Origin of the sequence: Cellvibrio japonicus Ueda107, from assembly GCF_000019225.1 — a bacterium.
In the GTDB taxonomy this organism is placed as follows: Bacteria; Pseudomonadota; Gammaproteobacteria; order Pseudomonadales; family Cellvibrionaceae; genus Cellvibrio; species Cellvibrio japonicus.
Genome location: NC_010995.1, coordinates 3,952,773 through 3,968,418 on the forward strand (window position 1 = coordinate 3,952,773; position 15,646 = coordinate 3,968,418).

A 15,646-nucleotide genomic window follows, 5' to 3' on the forward strand; every position below is an offset into this window, starting at 1 on the left:
GATGCCCTTTGCCCCGCCCCCGGCGGGGCCTTTTTCAGCATCGGCCCCGAACGGCAACCCCTATAACAACACGTGGAGTCCAGATAATGTTTTCCCTTACCCAATACCCGGCGCGGGCCACAAGGCTCGGCCAATGCCTGCTGCTCGGCGCACTCCTGGCCGCCATCGGCTGTGGCGGCAGCGGCAGCGGCGGCGGTAAACCCGGCAGTTCCAGTGCCTCATCCTCAAGCCAGGTTTCCAGCAGCTTGTCGTCGAGCAGCGAGTCATCCCAGGGCCAGTCCTCCTCCAGCTCCTCCTCCGGCCCGGCCGAGCTGAGCCTGCTTAAAGCCCAGGGTACCCACTGGGTCAATGCCGCGGGCGAGCCGGTGCTGCTCAAGGGCACCAACCTGGGCAACTGGCTGGTACAGGAATTCTGGATGATGGGCCAGGGCGGCAACGGCGTGCACGACCAATGCACCCTCGAAGCCGAACTGACCGAGCGCTTTGGCTACGAGGAAAAGGAGCGGCTGATCAAGCTGTTCCGCGATAACTGGATCAAGGAGCGGGATTTCGACCAATTGCAGGCCTTTGGCTTCAACCTGGTGCGCCTGCCGATCCTGTGGAATGTCATCGAGGACGAAACCCAGCCCAAAACCCTGCGCGAGGACGCCTGGCATTACATCGACTGGACCATCGCCGAAGCCAAAAAGCGCGGCATGTATGTCATCCTCGACCTGCACGGCGCCCTCGGCGGCCAGACCCCCAATGACCACACCGGCTGCTCCGGCCAGAACCACTACTGGACCAACCGCGACTACCAGGAGCGCACCCTCTGGCTCTGGCAGCAAATCGCCGAGCGCTACAAAGACGAACCCGCGGTGGCCGCCTATGACCCGCTCAACGAACCCTGGGGCTCCAGTGCCGAAGCCATGGCCGAGCGGGTGCTGGAACTCTACGACACCATCCGCGCCATCGACGACCGGCACATCATCCTCCTGCACAGCCATTACGGCAGCATTGATGTATACGGCAAGCCCGCCGAAGCGGGCCTGACCAATGTCGCCTTCCAGCTCCACCCCTACCCCGGCCTGTTCGGCGACCGCCCCGGTGACAGCCACTACGATATCCAGCGCGACTGGCTGCGCTGCGGTGACAGCGGCACGGGCGGCGTGTGCGAGTGGAACACCCGCCTGAGCGCGCTCGACACGCCCATGCTGATGGGCGAATTCCAGCCCTGGCAATCCGCCGGCCTGGAACTGGGCGGCAAACTGGGCCGCGCCACCTATGACACCTATGCCAGCTATGGCTGGGCCTCCACCAGTTGGGCCTACAAACTGGTCAGCATCGCCGGCAGCCAGGGCCAGGGCACCTGGGGCATGGTGACCAATGCCATCAATACCCAACTGGATGTCGGCACCGGCCTGATCACCAAAGCCAGCACCTGGGATTGCGCCGGCTGGGACAGCAGCTTTGCCGATGCCTGCGCGCGCAAGGCAACCAGCATCAACCCCGGGGGCGAGGGTGAAAAAACCTATTACCTGGTGATCAAAACCGGCGCCAACGGCGGTGCCGATCCCGATGTGAGCTACGACAGCATCAGCCTAAAACACAGCGAAACCGGCGAAGAGCGGCTGGTGAACGGCAACTTCGGCAGCGGCGCCGGCTGGACCAGCCTGAGCATCGCCGGTTCACTCCAGTTCGATTACAACAATACCGACACCGGCAAACAGCCCGGCGGCAGTGAAGGTGCCGTGCTGAGGATCACCCGCCCGGACGGCGTCAGCGGTGAAATCAACGGCGCGATTTACCAGGCGGTAACCCTGCAAGCAGGCCAGACCTATCACTTCAGCGGCGTGTTTAAGGACAACGGCAGCAGCAACACCTGGGCGGAAATCTACCTGGTGGAAGACGAACCGGTTGCCGGCGTGGATGTGGTCGACAATGCCGGCAAGGTGGATTTCACCACTGCCAGCATCGAAGAGATCGAGGCGCTGTTTACCCGCTACGGTGACATGGACTACGACGTGCACAGCGGCCTCGCCCACTGGCTGGTAACCGACGAGCACAATGATGTATTCGACTACCCGCCGCGCCCGACCAACCTGCAATTAACCGAGAGCGGCAACAGTGTTTCGCTCAGTTGGAGCCCAGCCAATGGCGACACGGTTTCCTACAGTGTCTACCGCGCCACTACGCCCGGTGCCAAGGGTGAGCCTATCGCTGAAGAGCTGACGCAAAACACCTACAGCGACACACGCCCCGACGCAGACCAGACTTACTTCTACACAGTCACGGCACGCAACCATATCGCCGAAAGCTACCGCAGCAACGAAGTGCACACTGCCCTGCAATATGTGCCCGTACCGGCGCGGATCCAGGCGGAAAATTACACCGCCATGAGCGGTATACAAACGGAAAATTGCGGCGATACCGGTGGCGGCCTTAACGTCGGCCATTTCCATCCCAATGATTTTATTGAATTCAAAATCAGCGTCGCCAGCGCCGGCACCTTCACCATCGACTATCGCCTGGCCTCGCAAACCGGCAGCACAGGGTTCGAGGCGCTGATCGACGGCGAAGTGGTGGACACCCAAACCCTGGCCGCCACCGGCGGCTGGCAGACCTATATCACCAAAACCGGCGCCAGCTTCCCCTTGAGCGCAGGCAATCACACCCTGCGTTTCCGCTCCATCGGCCAGGAGTGGAATATCAATTGGTTTGAGGTGAAACAGCAGTAAGCACCTTGTAGCCCGTCTGGCATCGGTGTTCAGGTTTCGAAAACGCATGAATACATCCCTGTAGCTCCCGCAAGTCATCCTGACTTGAGGGTTTCGAAACCTGAACCCCGACACCAAACTGACACTGAGCCAACTTCAAAAAATTATTTACTACGAGTCTTAGGTTATGAATCTTATTTTTCGCACCGCCTTTTTGGCCAGCGCGCTTATCAGCGCCAATGTTACCCAGGCCGTGGACACCGGCCCGCAAAAAACCTTGCAGGTCTACACCACCGCCAAAGACACAAAATTGCGTCTCACCTTGAGCGATAAACTCTCGCTCAAACCCGCGCAACAGGCGCCGGAAACCGACACCGCCATTTTCGTCAACCCGGACAAGCGCTACCAAACCCTGCTCGGTATTGGCGGCGCTATCACCGATGCCAGCGCCGAGGTGTATGCAACACTCGATCAAAAAACGCAGCGGGAATTTATGCAGGCTTACTATGACCAGGACAAGGGTCTGGGCTACAGCCTGCTGCGCACCACCATCCACAGCTCCGACTTTGCCAGCAGCAGCTACACCTATATCGAAGAGGGCGACAAAGCGCTTAACACCTTTGATATAACGCCGGATAAAAAACACCGCATCCCCATGATCAAGCAGGCCATCCGGGCCGCCGGCGGCAGCATCACCACCTACGCCAGCCCCTGGAGCGCACCGGCGTTTATGAAAGACACCAACAATATGCTGCAAGGCGGCAAGCTGCTGCCCGAATACCGCGACACCTGGGCCACCTACTTCACCAAATTTATCCGCGCCTATGAGCAGGAAGGCATTCCGATTTGGGGGATTACCGTACAAAACGAACCCATGGCCAAGCAAACCTGGGAATCGATGATTTTCACCGCGGAAGAAGAGCGCGATTTCCTCAAAAACCACCTGGGCCCGATCATGCACACATCCGGCCTGGGCGATAAAAAAATCATCGTGTGGGATCACAACCGCGACCTGATCACGCACCGCGCCAACACCATCCTCAGCGATCCCGAAGCGGCTAAATATGTCTGGGGCGTGGGCTTCCACTGGTACGAAACCTGGACCGGCGGCCAACCCATGTTCGGCAACGTGGCCGAAGTCAAGCAGGCATTCCCGCATATCAACCTGCTGCTCACCGAAGCCACGGTGGAAAAATTTGATGCGGCGCGCTACCACCACTGGCCCAATGCCGAACGCTACGGCAACTCCATCGTCAATGACTTCAACGCCGGCGCGGCAGGCTGGACCGACTGGAATATGCTGCTGGACGATAAAGGCGGCCCCAACCATGTCAGCAATTTCTGCTTCGCCCCCATTCACGCCGACAGCAAAACCGGCAAGCTGATTTACACCCCGACCTATTACTACCTCGGCCACTTCTCGCGCTTTATCCGCCCTGAGGCGCAGCGGGTCAGTGCGGTCAGCAGCCGCAGCGTGCTGCAAACCACGTCGTTTATCAACGCCGATAACCAACTGGCAACGGTGGTCTTGAATTTAAGCGATGCCGCCGTGACCTATCGCTTTTATATAGGCACACAGGAAACCACCGTTACTATCCCCGCGCGCGCCATCCAAACGCTGGTGTATTAAGCGTTAAATTTTTACAGCGCCACAAAAAAACGCAGGTCGCTCCCACAGCCTGCGTTTTTTATTGCGTGCCATCCATGGCCTACACCCTTCGGGCCGTCGCTACGCGACGTTGAAAATGGCTCCCGGCCATTTTTTATTGCAACAGGATTGTTATCGAGCGGACGCAACCAGCTCGAAATGATCAAGCAATTCCATCGCTGCAACGATCAAATGGTAAAGCGTACTGGCCGGTGCAACATCCACCACCACTTCATCCTGTGGGCCGCGCTGGTCAACATAGGAACCGGGCGTAGACGCGCAGAGATAGTAGGTAAACAAATCCTCCACCCCTTTAATGGCAATCGCTTCGGCTGCGGGATTGCCCGCGCGGATCTGCACCAGGCTCGCCTTGATTAATTCAGTAATGCCCCAGCAGCGCTTGTTGGGATCGATAATGCGGCCATCCGCCGCCACCGCATCGTACAACAGCCCCGAAGGCGCCAGGCCGATGGCCAGGCCGCGCTTGTACAGCGTATCAATATAGCGCGCTACCGGGCGGCCGCTGCGGCGGCCGTACCAATCCAACAGCCACACCCACTCCATCATATGGCCGGGCTCGACCGTATCGCCCTTGGCATTGGGCAGGCGCACCCAGTTATCGTCGAAAAATTCAAACAGCACACCCAACGGCGCATCGAAAAAACGGGTTTGAAACAGCGCAAATAATTCGCCGACACGGGCCAGCCATTTTGCATCACCGGTGGCATCATGAAGCGCCAGAAACGCCTCAAACAAGTGCATGTGCGGATTCTGGCGGCGGTAGGGATAAGCGTAATCCCCTTCAATCCAGCCACCTACACTGGAACCAAATTTTTCGTCCAGGTGAGCCACCAGTGTGTTGGCCTCATCCAGGTACTGCTGCTCGCCAAACGCGCGATAGCACCAGGCATTGGCGAGCAGGAAAAAGGCGTGGTCGTAGAGATCCTGCCGGGTATCCACCACCACAAATTCCGGATTCAGCAGGTGGGTATAACCGGCACCGGCGGTCGGATGGGCCGCATGCTGATGTACAAATTCCAGCAGGGCCTTGGCGGTTGCCTTGCCTTCCGGGCACCAGCCGCGGTGATAGGCCGCAGCAAAGAAAAACGCCTGGCGCGCCTGCACACGGACACGGGTACTGGCAGCCAGGTCGGGGACACCTTCAGGGGTCAGACGCTCATAGTGAGCGCGGGTCTGCGGGGCTATACCCCGCTCCAGCCACAGAGGCAGGGCATCCTGTCTGATCCAGTGTTCAAGGCGGCTGGCAGCCGCGCGCAATGCATGTGACATAAACTCAGGTCCTTCAGCAGTGGCTCTTAGGCGTAGAGAATGCAACACCCGTACCGCCGCAACGAAAACGGTGCATTCTGCGGAGACCAACCGCTTTTCGCAAACAAAAAATATCGGGAGAAATTTTTAACGTCGCCACGCGACGACCCACAAGGTGACTGCCGGGAACAGCAGGCCACAAAAAATTGCCAGGAGCAATTTTTGACGCCGGAAACGGCGGCCCCGCAGGGGTGGCTGCCATGGATGGCGGCCACAAAAAAAACCCCGGAAAACCGGGGGGAGAAAAAACACAACAGCGGGCTATGGCTTTCAAGCCTGACTATCACAGTTAGGTCGGGGATAAACTCGGCACCGAACCTGTAACCGATTACTGATAAAAAATCAAAGCTGGAAGGCCTTAGCGGGATGCAGTATGGCAAAAAATGTAACCGATTACAACATCAAGTGACAATTTTGATGACCCGTCTGCAAAATCTCCCGGGTTAAACCCATCTCAGGTTTTCGCCTGGCGCAAGCGGGGCAGGTACAACCCCATAAATACGGCCCTGGCAATCACATACGCAATAAAGGCGCACCAGAGCCCCTGGTTAGCGCCAATGGCCACCCACCAATAGCTCAATCCCAAAAATACCAACAGGGAATACACCGCGGTATTGCGCATCGCCCGGCTTTGGGTGGCCCCGATAAAAATGCCATCCAACTGGAAGGCCACAAACGAACAGAGTACATAGAGTGCCGCCAAAGGCAGGAACCGTTGCGCTGCCGCCTGAACCTGGGCATCCGGGGTCAGCCAACCTATCGCATAAGGCCCCACGAAGAACACCAAGGCCGCCAGCCCCAGTGCGGTGATCGCCGACAATTCCGTCGCGACACGGATCACCCGATCAAACAAAGTGCGATTGCGTGCCCCGATAGCTCGCCCCACCAGGGACTCAAGGGCAAAGGCATAGCCATCCAGGAAAAATGCCGACAGGGAAATAAATTGCAGCAACACATGATTGGCAGCGAGGGTGACATCGCCAAAGACCGCACTTTGATTCACAAACCAGCCAAAGCCGGCCAACAGGCACAGGGTTCGCCACATGATGTCAGTATTGGTATTCAGGGTATCGAGCAGCGCCCTGGCATGCCGGATACGCGCCCAGGGCCAGGATGACTCCCTTAGCCCGATGCCCAGCACATCCAATAACACCTTAAACCCCACCAGGAAACACAGCCATTCCGCAATCAGGGTACCCAGGGCAATCCCCTGGATACCCCAACCGAAGCCCATCACAAAAAGCACATCCAGGCCCAGGTTCACCCCGTTCAGGAGCAACTGCAGCCCCAGGAGCACACGGGTTTTTCCCAGCCCGATCAGTGCCCCCATCACGGCATAATTGGCCAGTACGGCTGGCGCACCCCAGATTCGCCAATCCCAATAAAGCACAAACTGCTGCTCTACGCTTTCGCTGGCACTCAATAACCAGAGCGCGAAATAACGCAGCGGCACTTGCAGGAACAGCAGCAATACCCCGATGGCAACCCCCATAAACAGCGCCCGGGCAAAAGCCGCACGAACCTCTTCATCATCACCGGCACCCGCTGCCTGCGCCGTAAAACCGCTGGTGCCCATGCGCAGGAAACCAAAGCCCCAATACACAAAACTGAACACCAGCGCGCCCAGGGCAATACCACCAAGATCCACCAGCGAACCACCGTGACTAATCACTGCCGTATCAACCAGGCCCAATAAAGGCGTAGCCGCATTGGCCAGGATAATAGGTATTGCCATACGCAGAATGGCGCTGTGGCTGGTGGGTATGGGAGTCATATCAAGGACTATCTGACAGCGGGACAGGTGAGGAGAATATTTACATCATCCAATGACAACGACCTAACGGATAGAGTAGCAAGGCTCTATCCGGTCGGAATGAATAACAAAATCCTAAATTTAACTAGGGGCGAATCAGGATAGTTATTGCTCTGGGGGCATACCCCAAACACCCACTCACTTTTACCATAACCTCTTTTCCCGACATTAAAGCAGCCAATGCAACACTCAACATAGCTTTGCCACCGGCAGTTGAAACATCAATTAACGCCCTGTCGTTATGGGTACAATTTTGACTGGGGATAGTTGCTTCAACATAAATATCGTGAACATCCACACTACGAGACTCAATCTGCCTAACTTTAGTCCAAGGTGTGGCATCAACGGCATAGGTCGATATAGAAAACAATAAACAGAAGGCTAATATTAGTTTCTTCATCATAAAAAATCCTTAAAAAGTCAATAATTAGAATTCATTCTGCCAATAAGCCTATTTCTTATATTGCTCAACCACACCTTACACTCATCACCAATCTCATCCAAGGTATACGCATCAACACTCTCAATTAAAGACATATACCCTCCCATCCGTTCTGCAAAAATATCCATGAAGTCAACACATTTCGATCATGCATTTACTCATAGCTACACCCACACCACGACAATTTTCCAACTGGGGATTTATTGTGGAGTAAGGTGTTTGGTGTTGACGGCAGAGTAACGAACAAACCACACCTTTTAAAAACAAAACCCCGGGTAGCGAACTAGCTGGAGAATATGATTTTAAATGAACAAGCTATGATCCCTTTATTTTCGACGGAATAAATACAGATATTTCACCAGCTTTGTATTTTTCATTTAACACAGCAATTTCTGAAGATAGCCACGTATCAAAATCTGGCCATTCCTTAATCACATGAACTCCATCCTTTGCAGAAAAGCGAATAGCTTTTCCCACCTCATTTAACAATACATAAGAGCCATCTGATTTATACCACGCGACAACGACATCAGTTCCTTGAGTACCATTAATACGAGCGCTTACATTGGGAATGGTTACCGAGGATGGATAATCATAAACATCTGCATTAGATTTTTTTTTGATAGGTGTGTACCCCATAACACGGAGCGAACCCGAAAAAATCATTAAGCCATTAGCAAAAGAAAGAAAAGCTTTAAACTGTTCAGGAATTTCACGACCCAATATTTGAGTAAGCTCATCAAAATCACGATTATTCAATGGCGGATAAACCACATTAACGTAAGCTCTAGGTGCTATATGGGGAGCGTGTCCAATTAATTGGGTTCCCATATCATTTTGAGTTTCACCGAGATGAGCCCATCCTTTCAATGGGCCCAATATTTTCTCATTAAAAAAAATCTTATCCATATTAATCCTGTTTTTGACATTTAAAAAACAAGCACTTTTAAATTATTCGCTTGGACAATTTAACTCTGCACAACCAACCTTAGGAACCGAAAATATAATTGTCGGATCGGGAATTTGTGAAAGGAGGTCCAGTCCATCAGCGATAACACCAAGCGCTATAGCACCAATAGGGACTTGAGTGCCGCCATTTTCGGCATGTTTTGCCTGATGATCGGCTTTCTCCATGAAGGTAATGTTGTCTGGATTTTTAGCAATGTCAATCTTTTCTTCAAGAGTTTTTCCTGAGCTAACAGATGGCTCATGATGACCATCCATATTTTTCAACTTACCAGTTTCTAAAAGCTCTGTCTTTCTATCATCCGACAAATTGGATTTGCTCTCTCCAGTCTCCTTGAGTTGTTGTCTTTCCTGCTTTAACGCTTCACGGCGCCCCTGAGCTTTAGCATTTTTTATTTGTCGTTTTGCTTCTTTACGAAGCTCTTTCGCAGCCTCTTTTAAAAATGGTTTTTTTGCATTTTTTCCTGTTGGGTCGATCTTATTAAGCGGATCATTTCCCACATAAGCATAAAGATTCATCTGATCTTTATACCCGATAGGATCCGTCTGCAAGAAACGCCCTAAGCCGGGATCATAGTACCGTGCACGATAATAATACAATCCAGTCTCTGGATCTAAGCGCCTTCCGGTATAACGGAATGGAAAACCTGCTGCACTATTTACCTCACCATAAGGGCTATAGGTGTAAATATTATTCGATGTAACCTGCCCGCTGGCATTGGATACCGCAATAACCGAGCCTTGGTGATTGCGGTGGGCATAGCTATAGGTATTGGCAGCCACATCTTGCATGGCAATAATTTCATCTACATTCTTTCCATAAATAAACCGCTTACTGGGTGTACTGGTGTTGGCGGCATATTCCGCAATTTCGTGATCGCCATCGGACAAATAATCCGTAATAGTGCTAACACCTCCCTTAACAACCGTTTTTTGTGTACGGCGTCCGTTAGCATCGTACGTATAATTTGCCACCAATGCACCCTGTGGACCAGCAGCACCAATATTCGCTTGCAATAAGCGATTTTCCGCATCGTACTGGAACGTCCCCAGCTGTCCAGTTGTCAGGTTGCCAGCCTTGTCATAATTAAAGGCAACACCACCAACACTGGTGTATTGGTTTAGCTTATTGACACCATATAACTTTTCAGTAGTTGACGGTGCACGCCAATGAAAACTGCGATTACTGAGCGAGGTGCTGATGAGTTGCGCCGCTGTATTAAAACTATAGGTGTATTTAACATTATTACTTCCACCGACAAATTTATGCTCGATAAAATCCAAATCACCATCTTTCTGGATTTGATAATCCGATACAGCGCCATTACCGTAGGTAACCTTATCAAGGTTACCCAGATCGTCGTAATCATAATCTGCCAGTTTGAGCGAGCCGGCATTGACCTGATCAATGCGATTTAATGCATCGTATACATATTTAACTGTGTAATTATCGGGCCAAACTATTTCGCTACGATTGCCAGCAGCGTCATAACGATTAATAACCTTACGCACCACACCAGAGGATCCAATTTTCTGGCTAGACTCTGTAACACCGCGATCTGCATAATCGTAGGTAAAGGTTAAGGTATTTGGATTCAGGCCTGTTTGGCTAATGGCTGTCGGTTTACCAAACACATCATAACTGGTGTAATTGACGGTATATAAAGAACTGCCAGCCCCCACCGTTTTGACATCAACCAGAGAAGGATTGGCATTCGAGTTTTTATAGGTATAGCTAACCGTTTCACCACGGCGATTAACCTTGGTTTTTACACCTCCGCCAGGCCAGTACTCAAATTGCTCGTAGGTAATACCATGGGGAGATTCGTTGGGGAAAGTAGTCTTCCAGAGCTGCCCATAGGCATTGTATTGAACCGTTGTCTGCTTGTTTGTGTTATCCAACACGCAATCACTATTAGGATCTGAATCTGCACTGTTGTATGCAGTCACCAGCCCCAAAGCATTGTATTGCAAATGTTTATAGGTACGCTGCAAGCCTGTACCCCAACCATCACGCTGGCAAATAAGCTGGCCAGCACGATTGTAATCGTAACGCCTAGCCCGCCCCATGGGGTCTGTACTTTTTTCCAGTAATCCTCGTGCATCGTAATCAAAATATTGGGTATCACCATCAGCGTCTTTTAGCCATACCATCCAGCCCAAAGGATTGTAACCAGCTGTAACCTCACTGGTGCGCGCATTGCCATCCACAAGAATAGAATTGAGCTGTCCCCCCAGGGTATAACCAAAAGTAGTTTTGGTATTTTGTGCATCCCAGCGGAATTTCAAACTTCGATCAGCATTGTATTGCGCACGGGTGACATTACCATTTGGATCAGTCAACTTACTGACATTACCGATGTTTCCATAAACGGCATCATTATATTCTGCCGTTGTTGTAATCTTTCCAGAGCCGTCTGGCTTTTGGACGGTATAATTGGTGAGGTTACCATAGCTGTCATAAGTCAGCGCTATGTGCCTGACGCTGCTCTCTTTAATTAATTTAGGCAGCCCCATCCAGTAGTTTTCATAGTTTGTTGTCAGACCTGTTGCATGATTCGTCGATTGCTCCAGGACACCTGTCGTAACATTGTACTGGTTTGTTACCGATACTTGAGAAGTGGTTCCCTCTGCATAACGAAAGGTTTCTGTTTTCAGGAGGTTGTAAACAGGTTGCCAGGTTCGACTAATAACTAAGGGTTGATCTGCATCGGGCGCCCCAATCTTGGGGTACAACATTTCTTTGGTAATATTAGAGCTGGCGTCATATTGGAAAACCTCACGTTTCGAAAAACTCCCATTATAAGCAGTATATCCAGGCAGATCGGATGGCCATGGATGTGCGAGGTTACTAATCGCTCGTAGCGCTACTGAAGACTCGAAAATACGTCGATCTACAGCACGATGAGTATTATCGTGCGCAGTCACCGTAAAGTGATTCATGGCATCTTTTTGATAGACGGTATTCCCCGTATTATCAAAATAATCGATAGTTTTTGAGTCAGCGATATCAACTTCAATATTGGCATAACCGGGTAACACACCCCAGCGATATGCATTATTCCAATTTGAACTTTCATTTTTGCGCAAGTCAACGGCTGTAACTTGCCACAAATTATTGTAATGATATTGGACAATTGGGTTATCGGTATCTTCCGGAGAATAGATCGCCTCCAATGCCTGGCCATGCAATATCAATTTGCCAGCCTGGGCAGGATTTGCCAGCTTTGCAATCCACTGCTTTCCATCAGATTTGGTTATAGCTATGCTGTTTTCACTGATGTTCTCACTGACAGATGCACTGCGAGAGCCACTATTAATGGTAAGGTTGTAGCCTGTATCTGGATGTCCACCATGAACAAATGAGAGTGTTCGCCCCAGATTATTGCTTATAGCTGTTAATTGTTTGAAACCATTGTACGTATAATTAACCTCCACCCCTTTATTATTAGAATATTGCACAAGCGGATGCCACGGATTTTTAGCTGAGCAATCAAACCGTGAGGTCACATAGCTACGTGCATTGTATTTTTCCTTATCACCATTCTTAAGTGTTCGAACAACATCACCAATAATTATTCGTGAATATCCCGATCTTAACCACTCAATATCATTCGGGTTCGGCGGGGAGGATGTACTAAGATTACAACTTTGGCCTACGCCCGACGGCGCCAGATTCCGGGTAAGTGATACAGTCACTGACTCTGGTGAGCCCGGTTTGGCATAGAAATAACCATCGGCATGACGAACATATTCATCAGAGCCATTAGGGCTGCTGATATTAACGGTACTCTCCAGTACTTGATCTGCCAACCATTTTGCAATAAGTGCATTAAACACATGCAGGTCTTGCCGGCCCGAGTGGCTAATATCCAACAGTGCCATTACTGCAGCAACAGCATAGGAGGCTTCCAGAGGGGTTCTCTTGCCCAGCAAATTAATACTGTCACTCACAAAGCTGGCACTACCGGCATTGGTTACTTCGAATTGACGCTCAATACGCTTCCAGAGTCCAGTATTCGTACCCGGTGTTAAGGTGGCGGTAAACTCAGGCTCACCTCGTTTGGTTTTGATGGCAATGTCCGCCGACAGCCCATACGGAAATTCCGGCCCGACAGAAATAATTGAATTAAAGTTATAGGCAACATCGCCAGTATTCTTCTGTACTCCATGCTCTATCTTTTGACGGCTATCGGGTTTAGGGGCTTCCAATTTGCCGCCATCCAAGGTTGGTGCAGCACGGGTACCGGAACCTCCACCGCGATTCATACCGAAATAATCCACCATATAGTGAACGTAATCACCGGTTTGGTTATTTTCGGCATACATAGCACTGCCGTATTGCATACCCAGGTCAGCCACGTAGTTATAACCAGCTACACATCCTGTACAACTGTTGTAAAATCTCGACCATACAAACTCGCCTGGTCCCATAACGGCAACGCCTGGCATAATAATTTTGTAGCCTTTATTTTTATAGGCGGTAGCAACCTCAACCATTTTATCGGCGATAACCCCACCGCTTTGCTCCAAATTAATACTGATAGTCGTGCCTGCGCTGGTCTCAGGTGCAGTAAAGATCGTCACATTCGGACGTGGAATAGTTGCTCCCCCTGAGTATTGTCCGAAGGAAACATCATTCGCTACGCCCCAGGCAAAACGATGTGTTGTTGAATAAGCATCAACACCTCCATTAATACGTTGGGTAACCTCACCCTCCAGGCTTGCCAGCAACCAGGACAAGGCCCGGCCAACACCGGAGCGAATTGGGTTTGCGGGATAAGCCTGGGACGCCTGTAGTGTTGTATTTTGGGTCACCACAAAATTGTTACAGTTGCCACTAACGTTGTAACCTGCTCCAGCCGTCAAACTACAGTTTTGTGTTGACCCGCTGTAGGTAATAGTTTTTATGATTCCATAGCAACTTAATTGATAAACTGCCACAACACCGGACTGTGAATGCACCAGGTTCCATGTACAACCCGAGGTACTCACTACTTGGGGAGGAATATTTTGAATATCATCCGGATACAACACATTAATTGGCTCTTTGGGCGTATAACTCATGGCCGCATCAAGGCTTAATTCCAGTGACTGCTGAGAAACACTGGCAACACCTCCTGCAGGCTTATCAATCTTGACCAGCGTTGATGCCAAACCGACTGTATGATGATGTTCAATATTGGCTTTACCCAGCGCAGCAACAAATTGCGTACGTTGTGTTTGTTCATACAGATACTCACTGGCGACAGGTATGATCTGCTGCCACCCCATTGCAAAATCTGACAGGATAGGATTTCCATTCTCCGCACCGAAGCTACTGGTATAACGGGTTTCTTTAGCTTGTTGTTGATGGCGTTCAGCCAATGCCTTACCCGCATTTCCAAGCCCGAGAACGAGCGTATTGGGCATCCTGCAATTGAGTAAAAACCTGGAGGTGTTATCCATATAGCTGCTGGTCGTTCCCGCCTCATTCGCAGACAGGTAAGGGTGGTCGACCTTAACCTCAACAACCATGGATGCAAATTGTAGATAACTGCGATGAACCTCTGTGAGGCCATCAAACACCATATGACAATAGATATTGTCATAATCGTAAGCGTTGGCATGAGCTGGCGGTGCAAATGAAATCGTAGCGCCATAAGTTTCATCTGCAAAAAAATTGAACACTTTAGGCGAAACAGTATTGTTGGGCGTAGATAGTTGTGAAAGGGTTAGCTTTGTTCGCAAACGATCAGGAATAGACTCAACAGAATTGATCTGCTGACCAGAATACGCAAGGCCAGTCAAATCACCGGCCGTAGCATTAACGATTTTTTCAGTGATGGTATTTCCCCCCAGCACATCCAGACTGGATTGATTCGGATAATTATTTTTTACATTCTGATAATAAGTCTGGGCAATTCCATTCAGTGCATTATTAAGACCGGAAATATTCCAGGAACCATTACTGTTTTTAGCTGATATCGCTAACGCTGAACGGCTATAGTTTGTAAGTGCCACTAGATCCAGTGGATTTTTATGGGTCATTTTCTTAAATGATGGATCCAGCAGTTGCACTGTTCCTGCAACATTCACACTTAACCAGACATGTAAAAATGCCACACTGGATACAGCGCCGGCATAATCACAATCTGCCGAGAATGTACCATTGACCTCTGCCGGAATACCGCCATTAGCCAATAAACGGCATGCCTCACGCGCCGTATTAATCCCAGTCCATACCTGAAACTGTTCCCCGGTCAAGGTAGCCTTGCCCAATACATAATTAGCACTGATAGATTTTGCAGCCAGCAAATCACGCAACAACTGTGCTTGATCAAAAGGTGTTCCTGATTTATCCAGTAATGCTCCAAAACCTCCTTTACTCAATCCAAAACGGAACTCCGGTGCGATCTCACTTTTCACATAAGCATAAGCATGGGCAATATAACTGGCATTAACCAAGCCAGAACTATTACGTTCTGCCATCAACTCAATACTATCTGCTAATGCAATAATATCTCGGGAAATTTCTGCTCGACCGAAATCACCCCGATTAGCACTGCCTGGTGAGGAATATAATAAAGTCCCCTCTGCCAGAGAAACCAGTTTTCCTTGCCCCAACTTGACTCCACCCGCCCATGTTGCACTACACAACGCAAACAGGAATAACGCACCCATTGTAACTTTTAAAAAAGAACAGATTTTTTTCAGAAAAGCAAAATAACTTGACAACACCATGTGCGCCATCCCAATTCATTATGACTATT

8 protein-coding genes are annotated in these 15,646 nt (G+C 50.6%); 3 read left to right on the forward strand and 5 right to left on the reverse strand.

The features are described 5' to 3' along the window. The first annotated feature begins 86 nt into the window (after positions 1-86). Together CJA_RS15910 and CJA_RS15915 are read left to right on the forward strand one after the other, a co-directional pair. Positions 87-2,717, forward strand: coding sequence for a cellulase family glycosylhydrolase (locus tag CJA_RS15910; protein WP_012488881.1), 2,631 nt, complete (start codon positions 87-89; stop codon positions 2,715-2,717). Positions 2,718-2,883: 166 nt separating this feature from the next. After that, positions 2,884-4,326, forward strand: a complete 1,443-nt coding sequence (locus tag CJA_RS15915) for a glycoside hydrolase family 30 protein (protein ID WP_012488882.1) — start codon at positions 2,884-2,886, stop codon at positions 4,324-4,326. A 150-nt stretch (positions 4,327-4,476) separates the two neighbouring features. On the opposite strand, the gene CJA_RS15920 is transcribed toward CJA_RS15915, so the two are convergent. Next, complete coding sequence (locus CJA_RS15920) at positions 4,477-5,634, reverse strand: AGE family epimerase/isomerase (RefSeq protein WP_041551651.1); 1,158 nt, start codon at positions 5,632-5,634, stop codon at positions 4,477-4,479. Positions 5,635-5,673: 39 nt separating this feature from the next. Between CJA_RS15920 and CJA_RS15925 the strand changes: the two genes are divergently transcribed. Further along, positions 5,674-5,997, forward strand: a complete 324-nt coding sequence (locus tag CJA_RS15925; RefSeq protein WP_041551652.1) for a hypothetical protein — start codon at positions 5,674-5,676, stop codon at positions 5,995-5,997. Between the two features lie 130 nt (positions 5,998-6,127). Here CJA_RS15925 and CJA_RS15930 read toward each other — a convergent pair whose 3' ends face one another. From CJA_RS15930 to CJA_RS15945, 4 genes are all read right to left on the reverse strand, one after another. After that, on the reverse strand, positions 6,128-7,447 hold the full coding sequence (locus CJA_RS15930; RefSeq protein ID WP_012488885.1) for an MATE family efflux transporter: 1,320 nt from the start codon (positions 7,445-7,447) through the stop codon (positions 6,128-6,130). 124 nt (positions 7,448-7,571) lie between these two features. After that, positions 7,572-7,889 (reverse strand): hypothetical protein, encoded by a 318-nt coding sequence (locus CJA_RS15935; protein WP_041551654.1) that lies wholly within the window; start codon positions 7,887-7,889, stop codon positions 7,572-7,574. A gap of 354 nt (positions 7,890-8,243) precedes the next feature. Next, positions 8,244-8,837, reverse strand: a complete 594-nt coding sequence (locus tag CJA_RS19550) for an SMI1/KNR4 family protein (protein WP_187422472.1) — start codon at positions 8,835-8,837, stop codon at positions 8,244-8,246. Positions 8,838-8,879: 42 nt separating this feature from the next. Continuing rightward, positions 8,880-15,626 (reverse strand): RHS repeat-associated core domain-containing protein, encoded by a 6,747-nt coding sequence (locus CJA_RS15945; protein ID WP_041551656.1) that lies wholly within the window; start codon positions 15,624-15,626, stop codon positions 8,880-8,882. Positions 15,627-15,646: the final 20 nt, after the last annotated feature.